Below are 23,584 nucleotides of genomic sequence, written 5' to 3' on the forward strand. Positions count from 1 at the left end.
CCAGGTCGACGGCTATGCCGGCTATCGGGTCCTGGCCGAGCGCGGTGACGTAGAACTGGCGTTCTGCTGGTCCCATGTGCGCCGGCGCTTCTACGAACTCGCCGCGGCCGGTCCCGCACCGATCGCCAGCGAAGCGCTCGAACGTATCGCCGGGCTCTACGTCATCGAAGCCCAGATCTGCGGCCGTACCGCCGACGAGCGTCGCGCCGTCCGCCAAGAGAAGAGCCGGCCGATTGCCGACGAGTTCGAACCCTGGCTGCGCGCCAAGCTTAGTCTGATTAGCCAGAAGACCAAACTCGCGGAGGCCATCCGATATGCGCTGTCGCGTTGGGACGGGCTGACGCGCTTCATTGCCGACGGCCGCATCGAGATCGATTCCAACGTCGTCGAGCGCGCTATCCGCCCAATCGCGCTCAACCGCAAGAACGCCCTGTTCGCTGGCTCGGACGGCGGCGGCGAACACTGGGCCGTCATCGCCTCACTGATCGAAACCTGCAAGCTCGTCGGCGTCGAACCCACGCCTATCTCGCCGACGTCATCACCCGCATCGTCAACGATCACCCGAACAGCCAGATCGACGAATTGCTACCCTGGGCCTATCTCGCTACCCAAAAACGCTGGCGCGTGGCCTGAGAACATCGCTTACGACTAATCGACACACCCAATAACCAATAGCCCTACGGTTCAGGGATTGCGTGTCACGTTCTGCCTCCCAAGGGACTTTCGCGTGTCACACATACTCCGGCGGAGCGAACTGGATGGAACCAAAAAAGGTGACGCAGTAATCACCCCCATGACGACGATCTTCCGCGCCGTGACAATTTTATGGAAAATGCGCGCATCTACCCGACGGGAAAGAACTCCTATTGATCGTGGCACCGGTTACACCGAAGATCGAAGCGGGCTGGAGGCAAAGCCGAAGGAACGGCTGATGCCGAGAACTCTCCGGGAACGACTGGACCAAGTTGAGCGCGAAATCGAGCTGTACATAGAATTTGATAAGGCCGAGAAAGCTCGGTTCAATCGCGAGTCGTATTTATGGACTGCAGAAGATCGCGTCGAGTGGCAGGAGACGCAAGCGGCCAATGCTCAACGGATTCGAGAATTGTTCAAAGAGCGTGATGCTCTGCGCGGGTTGCTGAGCCCGTAACGGCGTCCTGTCGCAATCTTGGGCTGACTTCAGGACCGATGTTTTCATACAGATCCTTAGTCTTTCCCGAAGAGTCGGACAAGTGCTGAAAGGTGTCCCCGGGCAAGTCCGCCTTGGGACCTGTTCGTGTAGAACCGATTTAGCGCAAAACGGATTTTGAGCGCCGCTGGCGTATAGGTTTACCTACGAGGCGCAGGCAGCATGCGCTTGGTTTGCGCGGCATTAAGCAGGCCCTCGAACGCGACGAAGGGTTCTCGCGCGCCTGCACGTAGACTCCGGTGGTGATGGCATGCGCACCGAAGCCATAGGAGGCGGCGCGCGTCGATTTCGGTAGCAGCGATAGGTTCAATACGCCAGCTCAAGGCATTTTGCACCCTGCTATTCGAAGTCGGGATCGATGCATGCAGCATCTCTGATCGTCACTACACCCAAAAGGGTTGCACGTTCTGCCTACATGCGGCTCAAGAATGAAAGCGCCATATGTGTCGGGCAATCACTGCCCACTCGAAGCGTTGCTATCTCGAGCATAGGGTACGGGTTAGGTGCTGCTTGGATATGCACTCATCGCCAGAATCATCGAGATGCGTGTTGTGAGAAGCGTCTAGGGGACACGCGCTCAGAGATGAAAATGGCGCCCTATCTTGCAGAGGGGTGGGAGCCAGGGGCAGTAAACTTTCTGTGGACACCCCTCGTTCCTCTGCTAGATTTGGACCATGCCTCGACCATTGGTTCTTATTCCAGCCGCGATCGGATTAGGCTTGATCGCCTACGCAACCCTCTCGACCATGACAGCGAGACCCTTTCTGATAAGTGCCGATGAGTCCAATCTGATCACCATCATTGAGCGATTTGGCGCATACGCTGTACTTGGAGGTCTGTTCTACTTCGCTGTACCGGGCCGCATTGGCCTCGCCGTTGGCCTCGTATCAGCCGTGGCAATCCTGTTGGAGCTCCTACAGAGATTCCGCGCCGATCGAGATCCGGGCTTTATTGACGTCGTAGAAAAGATCTCTGGTGGTGTCGTCGGCATTGTTGTTCTTCACGCTGTCTTCAGGATGCTCGCAACGTCTCGCGGAGCAGCTAACGACGCTAACCTGCCCCAGCCTTGACTGCGGCCGCAAAGCTAGCAACGGATTAGGCTCCTGGCCGCCGCCAGAGCCAACTCGCCGAATGAGTGTGTTCAGCAAACTCGTGAGTACGTTGCTTTACTGATGCGCCCGAGCAGGTTGCCTCTTTCCTGCTTAATGGAGGTCAGAAAGCCGAGTGACAGATATGTGGGCGACGCATTGGGGCATATGGCTCAATTTTGTGCGTCAATCGTCTGCAATATCGCGTAGCTTCGTCGGTCGAGTGGGTACATTATTTCGGGAGCTGGGGAGATGATCTTTGAGCTCCAACGCGGATCAGCTTTAACCCTTCTGGTTTGTTTTCCAATATGTACCCTCGGTCACTCTGTTGCTGCCCATCACGGATGATTGCCAGATGACATCACAGGTCACCGTCGACACTCCGATGGCTGAAGGTGTTGACGACCAATTCGAGGCAGTGGTCTTGGGCGCTGGAATTAGCGGCCTCGTGGCAGCGTCAATTTTGCAGCGCCAAGGTGCTCGGAGGGTGCTAGTCATCGATGAGTATCCTTCGATCGGCGGCAATCATATCGACTGCAAGATCGGCGACTATACGTTCGATGTCGGCAGCTACATCTTCCAGGACGATTCGCCGCTATTGGCACACTTTCCCGAGTTGTTACCGCTCTACATTCAGATCTACCCGTCATGGGGGCGGCTCACTCCACAAGGCGCAGTAAGCCACTATCCGCTGTCCATCACGGACGATCTGCTTTCAGCCGGCCCGTTGGAATGGCTTCGGATGGTGAGCTCGATCATCTTTGCGCGAACGTTCCGCCGCAAGATCCGGAACGCCAAGGACTTTGCAACCTTTTGGATCGGAAGGCGGTTACTGGAGCGCACGGGACTCGGCTATTATTTGAGCCGGTTCTACGGATTTCCTGCCGAGAAGGTGGACGTCAAGTTTGCAGAGAAAAGAATGCTTTGGATCAAGGAGCATGCGACGCTGCGAAACCTTATCGCGCGGGCCTTCCGCCGTGCCCCTAACGTAACTCCCAATCAACAACTCGTTCGGCCGCGGGAAGGCTTCACATTTCTGTATCGCAAAGCAATGGAGCGGCTTGAAGGTCAAGGCGCGGACTTTGTTTTGGGTACCAAGATAGCTCGCGTTGAAGGGCAGAACGGCGAGTTTTCGATCGTCCTGGCCAACGACCGCGCGATCGTCGCTCGGCGCTTGGTCTCGACCATTCCGCTAGCGCGTATCGAAGAATTGTGCGGTTTGCAAAGCCGTCGAGACCTGAAGACCGTCACGTTGCTGACGCTGTTCTATAGTTTTTCCGGTGAGAGAGGCTTCACACAGCCGATCTTGTACAATTTTTCGAGGGCAGGGGCGTGGAAGCGCCTGACGATTCATTCCGATTTTTACGGCCGGTGCCTCGGCCGGGAATTCTTCTCTGTCGAAGTCAATGCTGAGCACGTGGCCCGCGACACCAGTAGGGCAGATTGCGACTTTAGAACTCACACCTGCGACAACAGACTGTTTTTAGGCGACCTTCGGCTCGAGGGCGCGCATATGCTTGGCAATGCCTACCCAATCTACACCGACCAGGCCGACGAGCACGCGGCAAGTGCGGTGGTCGCACTGCGCAAGTTGGGAATTGAATCGATTGGACGGCAAGGCAGATTTGACTATCAACCAACCGCTCGCGACTCCACGCTAAAAGCCGAAGCCGCGCTTCGTCCGGATTAGCGGGACAGGAGCAGATTCCGTGCGCGCGCACCCTCAATTCCAGTAAATAGCTGCCACAGTTTGCGCAGGACCTGTTGAAGGCGCGGTGAGCACGTGCTCGGCTGATAAAGTAGGTTTCCTGCGGAGCTGGGAATTACGTGTCGCTCAGTGCCGGTCCAGACGAGTGAGCGTGCAGGCCGCAACGGGCTGGTGCGCCATCTTCCTGACCGCGCCAATGAGGCCGCGCAGGCGCCCGCACTTCCTGCAAAAAATGGGCGTGTCATCGAGGGCTCCGTCAGCACACTCGAAGGTAACCGCCAGTGTCGCGCAGTTCGAGCAAATGGCTTCGAAAGCCGTGGCATGGGTGGAGCTCGCGCTCATCATCATCCCTCAATGGTGCAATCGATCTCGCAGGTCGTGAGTGCCGTGACGGCCTAAAAGGCCGGGTCCAATCGCGCGGTGATCAATCTTCAGTTCAAACGGCGTTCTGTCCTGCCAGAGGGTGTCAGGCCTCCCCTCTGCAGAGAGATGTCTGGTCGGGCGTCGAGTCGGCCAGACTTTCAATATGCTGCATCTTCAAACACAGCCGGGATGGTTGCGAGCATTATCTTGGTGTCGAGTACCACGGACCAATTGCGCGCGTAGAACGCATCGCAGGCAACGCGCCTGCGGTAGGTGGTTGTACTGCGACCGCTCACTTGCCAAAGGCCTGTAATTCCAGGACGGCAGGCCAGATAGGCCCCGACCTTGTAGGCGTATCGCGCCAGTTCTTCTTCTGTGACCGGTCGGGGGCCGACGATGCTCATGTCACCACGAATGACATTGAACAGTTGAGGCAATTCGTCGAGACTGGATCTGCGCAGCATTGCGCCCAACAGCGTTACGCGAGGATCAGAGCGTAATTTGCGAGCGGCGTGCCACTCCGCAGCCGCGGCAGGATCGGACTCCAGCAATCGTTGCAGCCGCTCCGCTGCGTCCGGCGCCATGGTACGGAATTTCAGGCAGTCGAAGGTTTGACCGTTAAAGCCAACTCGCCTGTGGCGAAACAGCGCCGATCCTGGCGACGAAAGAACTAAGGCTAAGTAACAAATCAGCAATAAAGGAGAAAACAGCAGAACGCCAATAACTGCCAATACCAGATCAACCGATCTCTTTACTACTGCACCCACGGGACGCGGTACCACGTGGACGGGAGAACGCCTCTCCACGGAAATAAAAGGCAACTCGCCGCGTGTATCGACCACATTGGTCATTGCGGGAACTCCATAAACAACATCTAAAAAAGCGTTTGAGCTCGTCCCCTCTATTCTCTAGATCGCATTGCCCCCTGTGAGCAGATTAAATTCTGACGGCGGTGCACAATTAGCACAAGTTTAAAATTTCGGCACAAAAGCGGATTTTTTCAGCTTAAAATTATACTGGGTTCGCAGAGTTTGCCGCGCGCGTTTGAGAAAAGCTATGGGATTAGCGCTGGCTTCTTTAATTTTGGTAATACGAATAGCGTCGATCGGAATAGCCCTCGAAGCGGCGCATAAAAGCTTCGTCCGTCTTATTGAGGACGGCACCCAGCAATCGCTCCGAAACAAGCGGCGATGATCGAATGGCCTTGAGGACCTCGTCGGTGGACGTGCCCCATTCAACCACCATCAGAAAAGCGTCGAAGAGGCTTGCTATCGCCTTGACGTCGACGATCGGCAAGATCGGCGGCAAATCGCAAATAATATAGTCGTACTCCTCCCGAGCGCTCTCCAATTCGATCCTGATCGATGGTGCACGAAGGACATCGGAGCTGTTCGAAGGCGTTGGAGTCGCGGGAGAGGGCACGACATCGAAGTTGAACATGGTGTCGCTGATGATCACGTCTTTGAGCTTCGACCGATCGGCGACCATGTTTTGCAGCCCGGGCCGACGATCATAGCCAAGCATTTGGGACAAAGCGGGTTTACGCAGATCCGAATCTATCAGAAGGGTACGGGCTCCGGATTTGGCAAGAAATGCTGCAAGAGCCGCGGTCACGGTTGTTTTGCCTTCGCCGGGGAGGGCCGACGTAACGCCGATAACTTTCGCCCTCGCCGGGTGAAGATCGATTGCGACTTTGATGTAGCGCAAAGCCTCGCCCGTAGCCGAAAAAGGCGCGGCTCGGTTGATCTGATGGAAGGCGCTCAGTCGACCGCCGCGCAGTCGAGCCGTCAATCCTGAAACCGCTGGGAACGCAGCTAGGCAGGTCGTGCCCAAGAGCTTCTCGAGCTGATCGCGTGTGTGGACCCTCCGGTACATGAATTGCTCCCGGGCGATCGCAGCAAGCATGCCCAAGCCCAACCCACACATGGCTGCAAAGGCCAATGTGATTGCGAGCTTGGGCGAGCTCGGCTTGGCCGGAGCAGACGCTTCCGTCACCACGCGGGCCTCCGTCGACGGAAACGACTGCTGCTGCACCGATTGAGTGAATCGAGACAAGAAGGCCTCGTAGATGCCGCGGTAGGTGTTAGCGCCCGTTTCCAACTCACGCAGGTGAACCTGAGCTTGCCGCGTCGCGCCGGACTGCTGGAAGATCTCGATCATTCGCCGATCGATCGCCTCTTCCTGCGACTTCGCGATCTGGAGCTCACTCTTATAACTCTCCGCGATCCGGGAGATTTCATCCCACATCGAACGTTGCAGTGCGGCCATTTCCGAGCGCAGATTCCTGGCGGCTTCATGCTCGGCGCCGTAGCGGGTGCTCCATTCGGCTTGCTTGTTTTGATTTTCAAGGAATTTCTGCCGGAGCTTGGTGATGACCTGGCTGTTAAGCGCATCGGTGACAACCGGATCAGGGATGTTGAAGTTTTCCTTCTCCGGCCGTTGTTCGATGATGCGTTGTATGCGCTCGAGCTTGGCTCGAGCTTGGCTGGTGTCGGCACGAGCTTTGGCCAGCGCCACGCCGAGCTGATCGAGCTCAACCTCGCTCGCCAGTTTGCCTTCGACACCAATAATGATGCCGTTTTCGGCTTTGAAGTCCTGAACGGCCTTGTAGGCGGTGCTAGCCTGCTGACGGAGCTCGCTAATCCGCTGCTCCAGCCAAATGCTCGCGCGTCGGGTGGCCTCGTACTTTGCCTGCAGCCGGTACTCGATGTAGGCCTCTGCGACCCCATTGGCGATCCGTGCAGCCTTATCTGGATCTAGCGAGGTATAGGCGATCTGCTCGACATAGCTGCGACCCAAACGCGTTACGCGCAAATTGTCTTTCAGGACACCAAGCGCCCGTCGCTCCAGTTCAGCAGGCGAAGGCTTCTCCTCGGACGCTTTCGCGACCCGCAACAGTCGGGCCAAGCTTGCGGTGCTCGAGGAGGCGAACTCCGGATCGTCGGTGAGGTGCAACTGGGCTATGACCGCCTTTCCCACTTTTTCCGACCGGGTGGTCTCGATCTCGCTCTCCACAACGGAGTCGTCTGCGCTGTGATGTTCCTGGGAGTTCTCGCTTTGAGGAGAAGTAATCCCCTTGGTATCAATGAACATGTCGGCCTGCGCAGTGAATTTGCGCGGTGCGATCCCGACGTAAAAAGCGCCAAGCGCTAACGAGGCAACCGTCACGAAGGTGATGAGCCGCCATTCGCGACGTAGGAAGTCGCGTAACAGAAGCAGAGATCGGGCCTGATCAGGACCGGCTTCCGTCGCCGTTGCTTGAGGCCGAAATTCGCCGGCGATGTTCATTCCACGCCCTCAACTCAACTCGTGTTAAAAACGCATACATTCCAAAAGAAGGGCCCGCATCAGTTCGTGCAAAACAAGGACGGACATTCGAAAACAAGAGCCAGTATCGCCGATTAAACCGCCGTTTCAGAGCACAAATCCGTTGCAGCCTGTGCTCAAGAAGCGATCAACTGGTGGCTGCGGCCCTCTGTGAAGCCGGCTGCTGCGGGTGGTAAGCACGCCGATGCCGTAAGATGCACCTTAGCCGCGTGCGCAATCAACGGTTGCGGTAGGTGTTTAGCTGAGCGCTGCTTGGCCCCGGACTGTCGATCGGGCGCGTTGGGCCAAAAGTAACTCGATATGGGAATGCATTTTGCGGATGAATGGCTCGCGGCCAAACTGCTGGGCATAAGCAATGATGGCTTCAGGCTCAAAGGTCATCTTTGAGAATCTGGCGATGCTCTCGGCGATGGCACCGACAGTCTGCTCGTCGAAGAACAGTCCGGTCACGTTGTTCGCGACCGTCTCGGTGGCGCCGCCGCGCCCAAAGGCCAGCACCGGACGTCCGCTCGCCATAGCTTCAACCGGGACCATGCCGAAGTCTTCTTCTCCAGGGAAGATGAGCGCGCGACAGCGCGCGTAGTGGTGCTTGAGTGACTCGAACGGCTGCGGCCCCAGCACTGAGACGGTCGGGCCCGCAATGCGGCGGATCTCGGAAAGCATGTCTCCGCCGCCGATAACCACTAGTTTCAATTTCAAGTCATTGAAGGCGCGTACCGCAAGATCAGGTCGCTTGTAGGACACGAGTTCGCCCGCCATCAGATAGTAGTCGCCGAGTTCGGAGGAGGGACACGGGGAGAATGCCGCCGTATCCACCGGAGGGTGAATCACGGTCGCATCGAGACCGTAGTAGCGGCGGATACGTCCAGCGACCGTTGCAGAATTGGCGACGAAGCTGTCGACCCGCGCGGCCGAAGCGGCGTCCCAAAGCCTCAAATAGTGTGCAAACGGGGGCATTGCCAGACGCGCCAGGACGCCTGCGCCTGCTCGATAATCGTGGAACATATTCCAAATGTAGCGCATGGGCGTGTGGCAATAGCAGACATGCAGGGCGTGCGGAGGGGCAACGATGCCTTTTGCCGGCCCCGCTTCGCTGCTGAGGATGAGGTCATAGTTCCGCAAATCGAGCTGCTCCAGAGCGATAGGCATGAGCGGAAGGTAGGTCTTGTACATGCGTCGAGCGCGCGGGAGCCGATTGATAAAGGTCGAAATAACGCGGTGCTTTCGAATGGTCTCGGAGACCATCTCCGGGACATAGACGTGCGTATAGATGTCCGCCTCGGGATACATCTCGCAGAGCGCCTCGAGGACTTTCTCGCCCCCCCGCATCCCCACGAGCCAATAGTGAATAATCGCGACTTTCATGCAATCAATCTCCCGCGAACGAGTCAAAAACCATACGCTGTGAATTCGTCAGCGGCTTCGAGCGGACACTCAAGCTTCAACGTGGCAGGATTTCAGGGGCTGGCGGACAACCCTCGGCCGGACCAGCCCCGCGCCCGTACACGTGGACATAGTCGATCAACAGCGTAGAAGGACCGGGTGTCTGATCGATAGGCCAGCCGCCACCGAGGGCAAGGTTCACGAGAGGATAGAGCGGACCGTCGAGTTCAGGTGGAGTTGGTTGGCTCCAGACCAGCTTTCGGTCAAAGAAGAACACAAGCTTTTGTGGCGAGATATCGACGCCAAAAGTATGGAAGTCTTGGACAAGGGCATCGTTGGGTACGCTGACCTTTTGCGCCTCGCCCCAGGTGCTAGGCGGCTGCTTGTACCAGATGTGCGTGGCCGCCTGATAAGCGGATGTGAACTGCCCGTAATACTCGATGATATCGATTTCGACATTTCCTTCAGTCACCGTGGCGGGCTTCAGGGCAGCAAGCCAGAACGCCGGCCACGTTCCCGGGCCGGGTGGCATCTTCATGCGGGCTTCGAAATAGCCGTAACGGGTCCCGGTCCCGGCGCCGGAAGCATCGGCTGCCGCGAGCAGACCGGACGTCCACCTGCCGTTGCGATCTTTTGAAGCGGTGATGGCCAGAATTCCGTCTTCGACCTTAAATGGTCCCCTTGGCCCCGGATTTGCGAATGCCGCGTCGCCGAAATCGCCCGACCAGGGCGTGTGGGCGGTCCAGCGTGCGGGACCGACGCGATTAGCTGAGACACTGAGCTCGTCGAATTCTTCAAGCAAGACGGGATGGAGTTCACAGGATTGGGGCTGCTCGGCTGCGATTGCAGAGCCAAGTGAAGCTCCAAGGGCGAGCACGACTGGTGTTCCTGCCCAGGTCGATCGCTTCACGTTGCATGCTCCTTCTCGCGCATCTCGTTCTCCTTTAGCATCGAGTATCACACGGCCTCTGCCCGGCTGTTTATCCGGACACCAAAGCCATAGAGCGCGGCGACGTAGACGATTGCGCCGAACAATGAGGTCACACCCAATTCAACAAAAGCCACCATATGGATCTCAGGCAGTTTGTATCGTAGCCCGATCACGAGAAGGGTCATCACCGCGCAGGCAGCGGCGATTTGCCAGAGATTGGCGGCTTCGGAAGCTACGCTTGTTCCGACAAGCTGCCTCGCTCCGATCAAGGAGAGGACGAACATGATGAACGAAACAGCGCCTCGTGCCGCGACCACCCCGGCAAGAGAATAAAAATAGAAACCCAAGAACATAAGAACGAGCTTGGCGCACAGCTCGACCAGAGTTAGGCGAAACACCAACTGCGTTCGATTAGTGGCAAGCGCCAACGAATGCAGTGGCTGATAGAAGGCGCTAAGGACGGTCGACAGGGCGAGCCATCGCAAATAAACGCCGGCGTCATTCCATTGCGGGCCCAGCAGTACCTCGGCGATCAGGTCCGAGGTCAACGACATGCCGATGCAGGCCGGCGCCGCGAGCAGCATCGTGAACCGGGAGGCTTTCGAATACGCGTGACGGAGCCGGTCCTGGTTCTGGTTGATCTGCGAGAATGCCGCCATGAGAGGCTGCATCGCCGGACCTATCAGGCTCTGTGTCGGCATCACCGAGAGGTCGCTGGCAATGGTGTATTGGCCCAGCGCGGCTTTGCTCGATGAATAGCCGAGTAGGATCCGGTCACACTGCCAGCTCAGGGCGATAACAATTTGCGCGCCGCTAAGCCAGCCGAGAAAGGCCGAGAACTCCCGAAATTGGGATAACGAGAAGCCCGGTTTATAAGGTGCCAATACATAAGATATCGATGTGGCGCCCACGGACGCCGCTACGCCGCCGGCGACAATGGCCCAGTACCCAGCTCCAAGACCGAGCGCGGTCGTCGCAACAATGGCTGCAGCGAGTTTGCCGAAGATCTCGGCCAGAAAAACTTGCCTGAAGGTCATGCTGCGGATGTATTCGACCATTCCGGGACTATACAGGCTGCGGGCCAATGGTCCGATTGCGCTGACGAGGATCAAGCTGAGGAGGCGGGGATCGTTGTAGATCTGTGCAAATGGCCACGCCACTAACAAAAGCACAGATGCCAAAGCGACCCCCCTAAGGGCGCTCAAGGTAAAGGCAGTATCCAAGTGCGACTTCGTTACATGTGGCAGGCGCGTCAGGGCCTGGAGGGTTGGCACCTCAAGCACCATGTCCGCGATGACCGTTACTGTCGCTGCGAGGGCAGTCAGGCCGAAGTCGGCGGGTGTCAGGATGCGTGCGAGGACAAGAAGCGTGACGAAATCGATAGTCCGGGCTGTAAGCCTGGACGACACAGTCCAGGCGGCTCCCAAGATCGTTTTGCGGGCAAGCACGACTTACTGCCTGCACGTCGCGACGGGGCTATGCCACGTCTTTGATCCGAGTCCGGTTTTCGGTCGCGCGGCCTCACAAGACTGCGGCGTCATCGCGATTGCCTTTCGTTGGAACTCCCAGCTGTGGACCCGAGCTCTTCTTTCCGCCTGGCACAATTGCCGCTGCACGCTCGGGTTCGATACGGCCTGTCAGCACGTCGGCGAAACCGAGCATGTTTCCTCGAAGCCGCCCCCGCCGATCGATGAAAGGTTCGGGTCTGGCGCAGCGCGCCAAGTTGTTGGCCACGTTTCGAAAGATTTGGCCTATTGCCTGTCGAGGCGTCGTCGTACCTTTGCGCAGCAAATAAATTGGATTGACGACTTGCGAATAACCCAGCCGATCTCCGGCAACACGACCGGACTTGACCCCCATATGAACTCCGCGGGCCCGCGGGGACTTGATTAGGCGGCCGCCTCGCTTTGCCACCGCCGCGCCAAAATCCCGGTCTTCCTGCCAGCCGTAGAGGACGAGGCGCTCATCAAATGTTGTGCTGCCGATCGCGGACATGCGGAAAGCCATGTTGCAGCCGTACGGGCTGAATGGTTCGATGCGCGGTGGCTCGTGTGGCAGCGTTCTTTCCGTCAAGATGCGCAGTGCTTGGTCAAAGCTCAGTCCTGGTCCAAGAATGCCATCGGCATAAAGATACCCGGTGAAACCCACGACCTCCGGCTCGTCTCGAAAGGTCTGCGCGGCCGCAGCCAACCAATCGGGATCCGCCAAGAAATCATCGTCGAAGAACGCGATGACGTCGATCTCATCGCTGAGCGTGGCCAACGCGGTATTGCGTTGAGCCGGCAAGCCGCCCGGACCGGTGACAACTCGAACGCCAGGCAGCTTGGCGGCATCGCCCGCATCCTCCGTGGTGACGCAAGAAACGATCACCGCGTTCGGCTCGAGAGTCTGGGTCTGCAGCAGGTGAGTCAGGGTCGCGGTCACCATTTCAGGCCGTCCTCGCGTTGCGATCGCCACCGCCACCTTGGGTAACGGCCCAGTAACGCTGGTCTGCTGCCCTCTCACAGCAGCGGTAGGCTCTCGCATCAGTTCGAGATATCCAGCCGCCGTACGCTCCCAAGAGAACATTTTGATTCGCTCGCGGCCGCGGCCGATGAGTTCATCCCGCTGATTGCTCGAGATCGAGAGTTGTTGAATGCATTGGACCCATCGCAGCGGATTGTCAGGAGCTGTGAGCAAGGCGGCATCGCCGCATACCTCGGTCATGCTGGCCCGATCCGAGGCCACTACAGGACATCCGCGTGCCATGGCTTCGATGATCGGAAGCCCAAAACCCTCTGTCCACGATGGAAAGATCAAGCACAAGGCGCGATCCATGAGATAGGCGAGATCGTCATCTGTGATGTGGCCGAGCAGGGTTAGTCCGTGAGCGTTCGCTAGACTCTCCGGAGCGAAAATGCCCGCGCCTCCTCCCGCAACGATGACGCCAATGTTCATTGCGGCAAGCTCAGGCGCGATCTTGGCAACCAGCTGCAGGTTCTTGTGCGGAGCGCGGGATCCGAGCGCCAGCACAAAGCGGTTCTCCGCTGCAACCTCCGGAGCTATGCGCGCGAGCCTTGGATCCCAAGCCAAGGCGTGCTCGTGTCCATTTGGAAGTACCACGATATCTGCGGCTCGCACCGGAAGGTGCCTGGCAAGCTGCCGGGCGGAATAGGTCGACACGGTTGTGATTCTTGCAGCTCGCCTGGCCAACAGCGGTTGCAGGGCGCGGTAGCTGGCGCGGAATGCCGCTCGATAGCTCTCCGGCGCATCGAACACGTTTGCGTCGTGAATACACACGACCTGATCCGATTTGGTGGCCGGGGCGGTGTTGCCGAGATTGAGCAAACGCCCGGGCCACCGCGCTGGAAGAACCGCTTGCTCCCAAAGGTGTCCGCCCACGGGCCCCGCTGTGATGAGCGGCATGGCCTGAAGTCCGGGATCGGCTGCGGCCCTGGGGGCGATGATCGGAACCTCCGCGCCCGACGCGACGAGTGCTTGATTCATCGCCGCCGCGACGTTGTGGGCATAGCGCTGCACGCCAGTTCTGGGCTGAGTTAAATAGCGGCCATTCACGCCAAAAAGGCTGCTGGATGAGTTCATGCCTTGGCTCCCGATAGCTCGGATGGGGTGAGCAGTACTCGTTCGAGGTGGTCCTGAGGTGAGGCGCAAGCCAGCGCGGCGAGGGCGTAAAACAGCAGACCTTGCTCCACGGTCGGGGCTGCCAACGTGTCGCCGATGATGAGCGCAAAACATGCATTCCGGGCGGCGAGGCCGGCGTCCGCCTCATAGGTGCGCCGGCCTTTCGATGGCCGGAACAGGGCCGTTGCGGCGAACAGGGCGTAGAAGGCGGTACCGGGAATACCGATGTTTGCAAGAAGTGCGATCGGAAAGCTCGAGGTGCGAATGGTTCCGAGTCCAACGCCAAAACCAAAAGAGTCAAAGAAGTTCTGTAGCGCAGCGGCATTCCACGAGCTGCGCTCGACCGCAGAGGTCGAAGAGGATTTGTTAAGGATCAGCGTGTCGATGTAGCCGCGAACCGTTTCGCTGGCGCGCTCGTCGAGAAGCACCCCCAAGATCACGACGATCAAAATGATAGGCGTGCAGAGCACAGCCGCGGAACTGAACGGACGGTTCGGTTGAAAGCCGCTCCGCTGCACCAGTCCGGCGTAAAGGATTGAGGCGACCAGCGGAGCCCCCGCGAATCCTGTCGAGGAGGTGGACAGGATAACCAGCGCGAGGGATGCCAGCGCCATAGGACCGGTCACCATCGGGCTCCTGCCGCTCAGCCAAAGTGTACCGGTGAACGCGAAGGCGCCGAGCGTGGCGCGCGCGAATGCGGAGGCCTCGGGAAACGAACCGACGATGCGCTTTACACCATTGACCTGGTCATCGGAGTGCATTGTGTATTGGGCGTTGCGCATGAAATCGAGAATACCTTGCGTGCCCGTCGCATAGGTCCCAATGTCCAGCATGGCGAGGAGAATATTGCCGGCGCAGTAGCCCAGTACTGCGGCCACGACAGCCCGAAACCCCCTCTGGGTGGTTCCGATTGCCGCCGTGATCACGAAGCAGGCGAGATCGGCCGCCATGTAGACGGACTGATTAAAATTGCTGGACACCGGTCCAAGCGGCACAGTCGAGCCGGTGTTGGCGTATTCCGACGCTCCAAGGGGCACAATCTGCGTTGCGCCAGCCAGTAGACGTGGCATCAAGAGCGCAGAGCCGACTGCAAAGATGACCAAACATAACAGCCAAAATCCGGGCTGGCCGAAGGTCATGGCCCGCATCGCAGCAGCAGCCTCGTGCCGCCGGGTCAGCACCGCCGCCAACGCAAAGCCCAAGAAGAGGTGGGCCGGTTGGATGTTGGCGCCGCCGACAAGGATGGCGGCGGCGGCGCCGAACAGAGCTGTGCATAGCAGGGCGCCGAACGTGGCTCGGTATCCCAGAGGCAGGCAAAGCAAGCCGAGTAGGATAGTCAAAACGCCGATCGGTTCTACGGACATGACGCACCGGGGTCGTTTATACCGAGCTCCCGCGACACGCCGTCGCGCGCTTCAGCCGAAAATCCTGATCCCGCTGAGCTGACCGGGCGCGTTGCGCGAACTGCTGTTGGATTCCACATAAGCGTTTTCAATGCTGGCGAGCCACGATGCCCCTGAGAGAATGCACGGAATCAAGCATTGGCAGGAGAGCGTGCTTTAGAACGGGAAATTGCCGTGCTATCGCGCCCTCACGCCAGAGTTCAAATCGTAGCGATGCCAACTTGCGCAACACCGGACGAGGTTGCTCGGCCGGCAATGCTTGCAGGACCTCGGGTCTACCGAAGTCGACGGATCGCCCGGGGACTTCGAGGCATCGCAATTCGCCCGGGGTGGGCCGCGTAATCGCTCGCTTGAGGCGAATCCACGCGATCTCGACATCCCGCAATGCTGTTGCCCCGCCATCGGCCGGAAGGCTATCCACGTAGCTGAGGGCTCCGGATAGCAGCTCGTTTCCAAGGCTTGGATCGACGAACCCGAACCGGACGTCCCCGCAGTTGGCGACCACCTCCTCACCCTCGTCGACAAATGAAGTAACAGAGGGGACCGCGGGCTCGAACAAGCTCTCGATGAGATGCCAGTACCGCAGGACAGAGGAACGGACGTCGAGCGGGCTGTAACCATTGCGCTCAACCAGCAGGCCGGTTACTTGCTTGAAATGCTCCTCGCTATGTCCCTTGTAGTTTGATCGGGCAAATTGAATTGATTCAATTCGCTGGGTAGGAAAGGCGCTGACCAATAGCCGCTGCGTGCTTCCATAGAGGCCTGTATCGCACAACAAAATTCGGCAAGCATCGCCCCGGAGCTCGGCAAAGTGCCGCTCGAACAGCGCGTTCTGCATGCGGATGTCGGACAACACGGATTTGGCACCATCATCAAACAGCATTGCGAAAAAAGCGTCCGCACGAAAAGGCTGCTTCCACTGGTCTGGAAGCTCGTAGTGTCCTCCACCAAGGGCGCTAGCTACATCAAAAAACGAGCGGCTTCGAAACTCACGCGCAACCTCTTCAAGCGCTGAAGCGCTTCGGACCAGGACCGCGGCGCGCGCCGCAACCAGGCGCGAGACCATGATGTTTTCCCGCCGCATGCCGAGCGGCAGCGAGAGCTTCGCGACTACGCGTTCGAAGACCTCTCGTATTCCAACGCCTCCCCTGGCGCAAAACAGCAAGGTCGCTTTGTCGTGTGCCTCCGCTTCGGCGGCATATAGCCAAATCAGCAAACAAAAATGAGTGACGATCGGCCCAAGGACAAAACGCCCGAACGTGTAGGCATTTTCAGGTGCCGCCGCTGCCGAGCTGATGCTGCGCTTCGGTCGTGACAACGCAGCCTGAGCGGCGACCAAACCACCATTGGCCTTACGTAAGTAGCCCAGCCAGATCGGCCGAGGCGTATGAACGACAGTGAGTCCATGCGCCGACGGGCGACGAACGTCGGCGTGCGGATCATCGCCGATATGCAGGATCCTGCCTAAGGACACGCCTTCAACTTCGGCGACGCGAGGAAACAGGTCACCGTCACGCTTGGTTCGTCCTTGATCGGCGCTGCTGTAGACCTGATCAATAACATCGTGCCCATGAAAATGCCGGATCAGCTCACACAGATCCGCAGACGACAGCGTGGTGTCGCTGACGGCGACAATGCGGCTGCCCCTCTCCCGGCGGGCGCGCAGAGCACGGGCCAAGGCCCGGTTTGCGACGAGCGAGGTCTTCTCGACCTCGAGTTCAATCGCCACCCGCGCCGCGCTGACGGAAAGCGGTAGACCTAGCAAGCTGAGCTGCCGATCGATGACGTCGAGCAATCGGGCCTCACCTGATCCGCGTACGGCCAGGGCCCGGAAGGCGAGTCGCTCGGCGTCCTGTCTAGCTTTTGACAACAGGGCAGGTTCGATTTGGCAGCCACGCGCCCGAAGAAAACTGCTGAATAAATACTCACCTTGCATAATGCGTGAGCGGGCGGAGCGCACGGTTCGTAGCAGAAGCGTGTCAAAGACGTCGACGGATATTATATCGACGCCATCGGCGGAGCTGATCAGCTCGGCTAGCCTATGTGATTTCATAATATACAAAAACTCCAAACGCCACTAACCGCCATGCCTTTGAAACGCGCTTAACGGTTGCAGACTAATTTATGCTATCGCTTGCTCCGCAATTAGATGTTGCTCAGATGATCGGATTACTTGTAGCATTTTGCGTGCCAACTCGAAGAGACGTCTGGATTTTGGATTCAAGAGTTATCTGGATTGACCATCATCGGCCGAATTCCCCGCAGTCTCGGCTGGCCAGTTCTAGCGAGATTATTTAGAGCCATAACAATGCGATCGATTGCTAAGCTTGGCGTTTCCGCGCTTGCTTATGTTGCCTTCAGGGCTGCACAAAGCGCCTCGCTCCGCCGGATGACCTTCAATGCCATCCGGTTGCGGCGCCCCGAAGTAGAACGCTTTGGTCGGATGGACGAGATCCGGTTCTTGGCCTACTGCTTTGTGAACCGTGATCGATCACGATCGCAAATATTTCAGGACTTGTGGATTAGCTACGAACTCGGAGAAAAACGAGGCGGATTCTTTGTTGAGTTCGGGGCAACCAACGGAGTGACTAACAGCAACACCTGGCTGTTGGAAAAAGAATACGGGTGGCAAGGAATTTTAGCTGAGCCCAATCCATTCTGGCACGACGCGCTCGCCCAGAACCGCAACTCTCGTAAGGATCGTCGGTGCGTCAGCTCAAGCTCCGGCAAGAAGGTACGCTTTTTGGTCACGAATGCAGTTGATCCGGAGCTCAGTGGGGTGGCCGAATTCGCTTCGGGAGATCACTTTGCAGCCGTTCGCTCCGAAGGAGAAGAGATCGAAGTCGAGACAGTCTCACTTAACCAGCTGCTGGCGGACTGCAATGCTCCTCGTAGGATCGACTACATGTCGATCGACACCGAGGGTAGCGAGTATGACATCCTCAGGAGCTTTGATTTTTCTCAGTACACCATCGATTTGCTCACCGTGGAGCAAAACCGGCAAACCGAAGCGGCGATCGAGGGGCTTCTCACCAAGCACGGATACAAGCGGGTTTTCGCGGAGTTCTCGCAGTGGGACGGCTGGTATGTGCATTCGCAGCATATGGTATCCCGCCATGGCACGAATCTTGAGAGGCGCTTGGACGCAAGTACAGTTCAGAAGGCTGGCGCGGTGGGGAAAGCGAAAAGCGGACCAGCCGTGGACTGATGATTGCATGAAGATATTGCAGCACGAGTAAGAAAGCCGCGAAGATGTCATTGTTGGAGCCCGCGGCCGAAGCTAAGCGCATCAAGGTCGCGATGCTGCTCAGTTGCAGTTCCTTCGAAGGGTTTTTCGGTTGGGTACAGGGGCAGACGCGCGCGAGTTATCTCGACCGCTATCGAAACGACTGGGCCTGGTATTATGCTCGCGGTCTAAGCCGAAACGGGATTAGGCCATTGCTCTACATCCCGTCACTGCGCGAAGCAGGCAAATACGACACAGATGTGGGGGTGGTCGTTCGATTTCTACCGCTTGAGCATTGGTACAGACTGATTGAACGTGTGTGGGTCAAGCGCCTGTCGCGCCGTTGGCGCTGGTCTCTCTATGCGGAGGAGCGGCTGAACACGATTGCCTTTATGCAGCCGCTTCGGAGCGCGCTGATGGCAGATGAAATTGATCTGCTGTACGTGCAGGAATATTGGAGTGGCAGATTTGACCATCTGGTAGGCCGACTTGATTTGCCGGTCGTCGGTGCAGATCATGGTGGCCTATCGGACCGCGTCGTGACGCTGTTCAAACGCAGCAGTTTCCGCAAGACGGCGTTGCTCTATGGTCAAACCGAGCAGGAGTGTCGCATCATCAGCCAATACGGCGGTCGATCCCGCCTTCAGCCGAACGGCTGCGACCTATCCGAGTTCTTTCCTGATGCCACCGCAAGCCGCTCCAAGACGATTCTGACGATCACGCGCTTGACCAACAGGCAGAAACGCACAACCGACCTTATTCGGTCCCTCGTCGGCCTACCGGAGGAGTGGACGTTGGATATCGTCGGCACTGGACCGGACAAGGACCTGTTGCAGCGGCTGGCCGCCAAGCTCGGCTTATCGCACCGGGTGAAATTTCACGGGTTTGTCGATCGCTCCGCCGTGCGCGCGCTGCTTTGCCGGTGCGGCGTATATGCGATGCCATCGGCGAATGAGGCGGTGGCTCTTGCCGTGCTGGAAGCAATGGCTTGCGGTGCGGCGGTGGTGCTCAGCCGAATACGGGCATTTGAGCAATTGGTCACGCACGGAGTTAATGGATTACTTTTTCCGGTCGGTGACGTGAGGGGTCTAACCGCTGCAATCCTTGAGGCCTGGCGCGATCGCCAGTCACTTGGGCGAGCAGCGAGTGAAACCGTCCAAACGAGCTATAATGCGGAAAAATTATACGCGGAGCTTGCGGATAGCTTGCGAAGGTCCAGCCATCCGTAGTCACCGCAGCTGAGCGAGCTTCAACTTAGATGTTTCCGGATGACATCAGGCGGTAAACCGAAAAGCAATCCACGACTTCGTTCAAAGAAGGATTCGCAATGAAGGAATTATACGAGAGCGATGCTTACGGGAAGAACAATCCGACATGGCACGAGGAGGACGCGCCGTGGAAGGCCGGTCACGTCGCGCAGATGATCCGGCGAAACAACCTCCCAACCGAACGGATATGCGAGATCGGCTGCGGGACAGGCGAGATCTTGTTAAATCTGGAAAGGGCGTTTCCGGGGGCGCGCTTATCGGGATACGAAATCTCGCCCGATGCGTTCAGGCGGGCAGCGGCCAAAAATACACAACGCACTAAGTTTCACTTAAGCGACCTGCTGGGAGAACAGGATTTGGAGTTCGACGTTATCCTTGCAATAGATGTGATTGAGCATGTTGAGGATTATATTTCGTTCATAAAGCAGTTGCGGCGGTTTGGAACATTCAAGATCTTTCACATTCCACTAGATCTCTCCGCGCAATCCATTTTGCGGGCATGGCCGATTACAGAACTCAGACGCAATGTCGGACACATCCATTATTTCTTCAAACAGTCAGCGTTGGCGACGCTCGAAGATTGCGGCTACACGATTGTCGATCATTGTTATACCGCGAGCCGGTTGGAATTGCCCAATCAGGCCTTCACGAGTCGTCTCATGCGACTGCCCCGCCGCCTGATGTTTGCATTCGATGCTGATCTTGCAGTGCGCTTACTGGGCGGCTACTCGCTGCTGGTCGTCGCTAAGTGAGGATAGATAGCTTAGAAAGCTTGATTGCGCTCAGAGGCTGACGCGCCTCGCGGTCGAACTCAGTTGGAGGCGATCGACTCCGAATTGGACCGACTCTTGTCCGTTGCAGCCAGCTCATCGGTCGCAATCAGCTTGCGCTGGAAGACGCGAAACAGCGCGCGGGTAGCCAGCCCGATAAAGTAACTGCCTTGTAGGATGGCTTGGGAGATGAGGACGATGAGCAGGGTCTGAAGCGCACCAAGCTGGCGATTGAATGCCAGAAACAGCGCGACAAGCAGCACGAGCAAGACAAAGGGGAGTAACACCCTAAATCGGAAGCGCAGCCCCAACAGCGCCCCAAAAACTGCCAGTCCGATTGCCGCGTGTTCCATTCCAATGCCCTTCGATGCGCGAAGTCTGTTGGGAAGAGCTGAGCTGAACGAACGTCCTTGAGCATCGGCGTCGTGGCCCCTAGGCCCCCAAGCCCGAGTTCGACGCGTTGCCCCGCTGCCCAAGTCAAATGATCCGTCAAACGACGAGATCACTCCTTCCGGGCCGATGTCTAAACGCGCACTATGGCAAGATCTTGTGGAGGTGCAGCTCTCACGGGGAGCCAAGCCGGCTTTGCTCCACTCAATTCAGTTACTTAGGCCCGTTTTTTGGGCAGGCAGTCCCGCTGTCGAAGCCAGCGATGAAAGCAGAATAGCAGGTGGGGGAGCCAGATCAAGCTAACCCTTTTCCGATTAACCCTTTTTTTAGCCAGGACCGAGTTTCTACGGATTTTGCGTTGGCAGGGAATTTGCACGTTAACAGTGTTGCTTTCGCTCAGCTCGAGGTCGATCAGCCTACGGAGTGCGCTGAGCACCCGGCCTGGGGGTATTTTTCATCGTCCATCGCTATTTGCCGCAGGTATCCATGCGCATTCTACAATTGCTCAACCATACGCGACGCCTGAATGGCCATGTGCATGCCGCAGTGGACCTCGCCTGTGCGCAAGTGAAACTCGGTCATCAAGTCGCAATGGTGAGCGGCGGCGGCGATTTTGATCTCCTGCTCGCGGCCAACAATGTCGAAACCATGCGCGTCAATCTGGAGCGCCGACCCAAGCAACTTCTACACGCCACGCTGTCTCTCTACCGGCTCGTGCGCGATTGGCGAGCAGAGGTCGTTCATGCCCATATGATGACGAGTGCCGTTCTTGCATGGCCAATTTGCAAGTTGCTCGGCATCCCGCTCGTCACCACTGTTCACAACGAGTTTGAGAGAAGCGCCGTTCTGATGGGCTTGGGAGCGAGAGTGATCGCGGTTAGTGCAGCCGTTGGTAAGTCAATGCGAAAACGAGGCATCCCGCAGTCGAGGATTCGAGTGGTTCTGAATGGAACAATTGGTGCAGCTCGGCTCGACCAGAAAGATCGCGCGCCAGCTTCCCTTCAATCTCCAGCGATCATATTCGTTGGCGGACTACATCCGCGGAAGGGGCTTTCAGACCTCTTTTCGGCATTCGATATGGTCTACGGTGTGCTCGGAACGGGGCACTTGTATATTGTGGGTGACGGACCTCACCGCGAGCAATATGCCGCGCAAGTCAGCTCCATGGGGTGTGCGTCGGCAGTGACATTCATGGGCGCTCAGGATAACCCTTTCCCATTCTTATCAGGCGCCGACGTGTTCGTATTGCCCTCGCATGCTGATCCCGCTCCGCTGGTGCTGTCGGAAGCGCGGGAAGCTGGCTGCGCCATTGTCGCGACCGATGTGGACGGAATTCCTGAACTGCTTGAACACGGCCACGCCGGCGTTCTCGTTCCCGCGCGCAACCCGCAAAGACTTGCCGAAGTATTGCGCTCTTTACTCCAGGACCGAGAAGCCGTGCTGGAGTGGAAGAAGAAAAGTCAGTTCAATCTCGAGTTCCTTACGATCGACCGGGTCGCTCGTCAGACCCTCGCGATTTACCAGGAGGCGTCTTGACACACTCATGCTCACGCCTGAGCCAAACGAAGCAAGTGATCCAACGACAGCAATGACGTGCTCTAGAATAGGGCCAAGGGATGCTCCTAAGCTGGCCGTTATCATTGCCTGTTTCAACTACGAGGCCTATGTCGAGCGAGCGGTCAAGAGCGTCTTGGACCAAAAGTGTGATGCCTGCGAACTCCTGGTCGTAGACGATGGCTCAACTGACGGCTCGTGGGAGGCGATAACTCGTTGCGCCGTTAGTGCATTCAAGATTGAAAATCGAGGGCAATTAGGCGCCTGCCTGTTTGGTCTGGACAAGACACAAGCGCCATTCGTCTTGTTCCTCGACGCCGATGACGAGTTGAAGCCCGGTTCACTAGCCAGACTCGTCGCTGAATTGGACGAGCGCGTCGCAAAACTCCAATTCGGCCTGACGCTCGTAGATGCCGAAAGCAACCGTATCGGATCGCTGTCGTCGCTCAAATCGTTCCGAGAGCGCGACAGATTGGTCAATGAGGTGCTTAGACGCGCCGTCTACAAGACGCCACCGACCTCGGGAAATGTGTTTCGTCGGGACGTCTGCGAGCTGTTGCGAGAAGTGGACTACGATAGGGCCGTTGATGGCGTCGTCCTGTTTGTTGCTCCGTTCTTTGGGGACATAGTGAGCCTCTCCGAAGAGCTGGGAAACTACCGCGTGCACGGCCTGAACGACTCGCAGCTCGGTCAGCTTCCAACCGCTTCCGTGCTGGACCGCGACATCAAGAGGTTCGTGGCGCGTACGGAGCACTTGCGCTGCATTCTCGCTCGCGTCGCTCCGGGCCGAACGTTGATCGAGCCGCAACGGGCCTATTACTATCGCGAGCGCAACTTCTGCCTTCAGATTGTATCGGGGCGCAGCTCGCCAGCTTCGATGCTGCCGAAGCTGCTTGCGAGTCTTGGATCTGAACCTTTTTCAATCGTTCATAAACTCGCGCTAGCTGCTTTCTTTGTGCTCGGGGCCGTGCTGCCTCGCGAACCAGCCAAGGCATTGATGGCCTGCAGGTCTCGAAACTGGAGCCAATCGATGGCGGGCCTTCGCCGCTTCGTTTTGCAGCGCTAGTCGCGGCCCCGCGGCCAGCATCAGGTCTGGCAGCTATGTTCAATGACGGCGAGGCTGTTGCTTGATCGACATCCGTGCGCAATCTGTTGCAGCGTCCGATTGCGGCCTGCAAAGCTATCGATCCTACCCGATAAGATCATGGAAACTGAAGGTCTGTCCGAGTACGTTTCCGATCGCGCCTTGCGGTAGGTTCGTTCCGTTGAAGCTGACCGAGTCCAGATAGAGATTGCGGTCGGTGTCGGGGGTCCCGTCCCAGTGATCGTTGAGAAAGTGGACCAGGACGATGTGATCGCCGGA

General features: G+C 57.8%; 17 protein-coding genes and 1 pseudogene. 9 read left to right on the forward strand and 9 right to left on the reverse strand.

Annotated features, from left to right (window positions below):
• The 4 genes and pseudogenes from tnpC to AC0L3A_RS29390 form a co-directional block, all read left to right on the forward strand.
• A pseudogene (gene tnpC, locus AC0L3A_RS29375) lies at positions 1–633 on the forward strand (IS66 family transposase); the annotation flags it as partial.
• A 160-nt stretch (positions 634–793) separates the two neighbouring features.
• Complete coding sequence (locus AC0L3A_RS29380) at positions 794–1,150, forward strand: hypothetical protein (protein ID WP_473255639.1); 357 nt, start codon at positions 794–796, stop codon at positions 1,148–1,150.
• Between the two features lie 758 nt (positions 1,151–1,908).
• On the forward strand, positions 1,909–2,259 hold the full coding sequence (locus tag AC0L3A_RS29385; RefSeq protein WP_473255640.1) for a VanZ family protein: 351 nt from the start codon (positions 1,909–1,911) through the stop codon (positions 2,257–2,259).
• Positions 2,260–2,632: 373 nt separating this feature from the next.
• Complete coding sequence (locus tag AC0L3A_RS29390) at positions 2,633–3,967, forward strand: NAD(P)-binding protein (protein WP_473255641.1); 1,335 nt, start codon at positions 2,633–2,635, stop codon at positions 3,965–3,967.
• Positions 3,968–4,506: 539 nt separating this feature from the next.
• Here the strand turns inward: AC0L3A_RS29390 and AC0L3A_RS29395 are convergent.
• From AC0L3A_RS29395 to AC0L3A_RS29430, 8 genes are all read right to left on the reverse strand, one after another.
• Positions 4,507–5,199 (reverse strand): sugar transferase, encoded by a 693-nt coding sequence (locus tag AC0L3A_RS29395; RefSeq protein ID WP_473255642.1) that lies wholly within the window; start codon positions 5,197–5,199, stop codon positions 4,507–4,509.
• Between the two features lie 226 nt (positions 5,200–5,425).
• Positions 5,426–7,636, reverse strand: coding sequence for a polysaccharide biosynthesis tyrosine autokinase (locus AC0L3A_RS29400; protein ID WP_473255643.1), 2,211 nt, complete (start codon positions 7,634–7,636; stop codon positions 5,426–5,428).
• Between the two features lie 276 nt (positions 7,637–7,912).
• A complete protein-coding gene (locus tag AC0L3A_RS29405) occupies positions 7,913–9,040 on the reverse strand; it encodes a glycosyltransferase (protein WP_473255644.1) in 1,128 nt (375 codons plus the stop codon).
• A gap of 76 nt (positions 9,041–9,116) precedes the next feature.
• The gene (locus AC0L3A_RS29410) at positions 9,117–9,968 is read right to left on the reverse strand and encodes a glycoside hydrolase family 16 protein (protein ID WP_473255645.1); all 852 of its coding nucleotides are present in this window, start codon (positions 9,966–9,968) and stop codon (positions 9,117–9,119) included.
• Positions 9,969–10,015: 47 nt separating this feature from the next.
• On the reverse strand, positions 10,016–11,437 hold the full coding sequence (locus AC0L3A_RS29415; RefSeq protein WP_473255646.1) for a lipopolysaccharide biosynthesis protein: 1,422 nt from the start codon (positions 11,435–11,437) through the stop codon (positions 10,016–10,018).
• Between the two features lie 73 nt (positions 11,438–11,510).
• Positions 11,511–13,571: a glycosyltransferase gene (locus AC0L3A_RS29420; protein ID WP_473255647.1), complete on the reverse strand. Its 2,061-nt coding sequence runs from the start codon at positions 13,569–13,571 to the stop codon at positions 11,511–11,513.
• On the reverse strand, positions 13,568–14,974 hold the full coding sequence (locus tag AC0L3A_RS29425; protein WP_473255648.1) for a hypothetical protein: 1,407 nt from the start codon (positions 14,972–14,974) through the stop codon (positions 13,568–13,570). Before AC0L3A_RS29425 ends, AC0L3A_RS29420 begins: the two co-directional genes overlap by 4 nt.
• Positions 14,975–15,101: 127 nt before the next feature.
• Entirely contained in the window at positions 15,102–17,066 is a 1,965-nt protein-coding gene (locus tag AC0L3A_RS29430; protein ID WP_473255649.1) for a hydrolase, read from the reverse strand.
• 255 nt (positions 17,067–17,321) lie between these two features.
• Between AC0L3A_RS29430 and AC0L3A_RS29435 the strand changes: the two genes are divergently transcribed.
• The 3 genes from AC0L3A_RS29435 to AC0L3A_RS29445 all read left to right on the forward strand — a co-directional run bounded on the left by AC0L3A_RS29435 (position 17,322) and on the right by AC0L3A_RS29445 (position 20,259).
• The gene (locus AC0L3A_RS29435) at positions 17,322–18,221 is read left to right on the forward strand and encodes an FkbM family methyltransferase (RefSeq protein WP_473255650.1); all 900 of its coding nucleotides are present in this window, start codon (positions 17,322–17,324) and stop codon (positions 18,219–18,221) included.
• A 44-nt stretch (positions 18,222–18,265) separates the two neighbouring features.
• Positions 18,266–19,468: a glycosyltransferase family 4 protein gene (locus AC0L3A_RS29440; RefSeq protein WP_473255651.1), complete on the forward strand. Its 1,203-nt coding sequence runs from the start codon at positions 18,266–18,268 to the stop codon at positions 19,466–19,468.
• Positions 19,469–19,566: 98 nt separating this feature from the next.
• On the forward strand, positions 19,567–20,259 hold the full coding sequence (locus tag AC0L3A_RS29445; protein WP_473255652.1) for a class I SAM-dependent methyltransferase: 693 nt from the start codon (positions 19,567–19,569) through the stop codon (positions 20,257–20,259).
• Between the two features lie 59 nt (positions 20,260–20,318).
• Here AC0L3A_RS29445 and AC0L3A_RS29450 read toward each other — a convergent pair whose 3' ends face one another.
• On the reverse strand, positions 20,319–20,630 hold the full coding sequence (locus AC0L3A_RS29450) for a hypothetical protein (protein WP_473255653.1): 312 nt from the start codon (positions 20,628–20,630) through the stop codon (positions 20,319–20,321).
• Between the two features lie 523 nt (positions 20,631–21,153).
• Here AC0L3A_RS29450 and AC0L3A_RS29455 point away from each other — a divergent pair.
• Both AC0L3A_RS29455 and AC0L3A_RS29460 read left to right on the forward strand, forming a co-directional pair.
• On the forward strand, positions 21,154–22,203 hold the full coding sequence (locus AC0L3A_RS29455) for a glycosyltransferase family 4 protein (protein WP_473255654.1): 1,050 nt from the start codon (positions 21,154–21,156) through the stop codon (positions 22,201–22,203).
• Positions 22,204–22,210: 7 nt separating this feature from the next.
• On the forward strand, positions 22,211–23,287 hold the full coding sequence (locus AC0L3A_RS29460) for a glycosyltransferase family 2 protein (RefSeq protein WP_473255655.1): 1,077 nt from the start codon (positions 22,211–22,213) through the stop codon (positions 23,285–23,287).
• The last annotated feature ends 297 nt before the right edge of the window (positions 23,288–23,584 follow it).

It is taken from the genome of Bradyrhizobium sp. MI1.3, from assembly GCF_055811695.1.

Coding starts and splice junctions, on each gene's coding strand:
- AC0L3A_RS29380 (WP_473255639.1), top strand. CDS start 794: ATGACGACGATCTTCCGCGCCGTGACAATTTTATGGAAAATGCGCGCA.
- AC0L3A_RS29390 (WP_473255641.1), top strand. CDS start 2,633: ATGACATCACAGGTCACCGTCGACACTCCGATGGCTGAAGGTGTTGAC.
- AC0L3A_RS29395 (WP_473255642.1), bottom strand. CDS start 5,199: ATGACCAATGTGGTCGATACACGCGGCGAGTTGCCTTTTATTTCCGTG.
- AC0L3A_RS29400 (WP_473255643.1), bottom strand. CDS start 7,636: ATGAACATCGCCGGCGAATTTCGGCCTCAAGCAACGGCGACGGAAGCC.
- AC0L3A_RS29405 (WP_473255644.1), bottom strand. CDS start 9,040: ATGAAAGTCGCGATTATTCACTATTGGCTCGTGGGGATGCGGGGGGGC.
- AC0L3A_RS29420 (WP_473255647.1), bottom strand. CDS start 13,571: ATGAACTCATCCAGCAGCCTTTTTGGCGTGAATGGCCGCTATTTAACT.
- AC0L3A_RS29425 (WP_473255648.1), bottom strand. CDS start 14,974: ATGTCCGTAGAACCGATCGGCGTTTTGACTATCCTACTCGGCTTGCTT.
- AC0L3A_RS29430 (WP_473255649.1), bottom strand. CDS start 17,066: ATGAAATCACATAGGCTAGCCGAGCTGATCAGCTCCGCCGATGGCGTC.
- AC0L3A_RS29435 (WP_473255650.1), top strand. CDS start 17,322: ATGCGATCGATTGCTAAGCTTGGCGTTTCCGCGCTTGCTTATGTTGCC.
- AC0L3A_RS29440 (WP_473255651.1), top strand. CDS start 18,266: ATGTCATTGTTGGAGCCCGCGGCCGAAGCTAAGCGCATCAAGGTCGCG.
- AC0L3A_RS29445 (WP_473255652.1), top strand. CDS start 19,567: ATGAAGGAATTATACGAGAGCGATGCTTACGGGAAGAACAATCCGACA.
- AC0L3A_RS29450 (WP_473255653.1), bottom strand. CDS start 20,630: ATGGAACACGCGGCAATCGGACTGGCAGTTTTTGGGGCGCTGTTGGGG.
- AC0L3A_RS29455 (WP_473255654.1), top strand. CDS start 21,154: ATGCGCATTCTACAATTGCTCAACCATACGCGACGCCTGAATGGCCAT.
- AC0L3A_RS29460 (WP_473255655.1), top strand. CDS start 22,211: ATGCTCACGCCTGAGCCAAACGAAGCAAGTGATCCAACGACAGCAATG.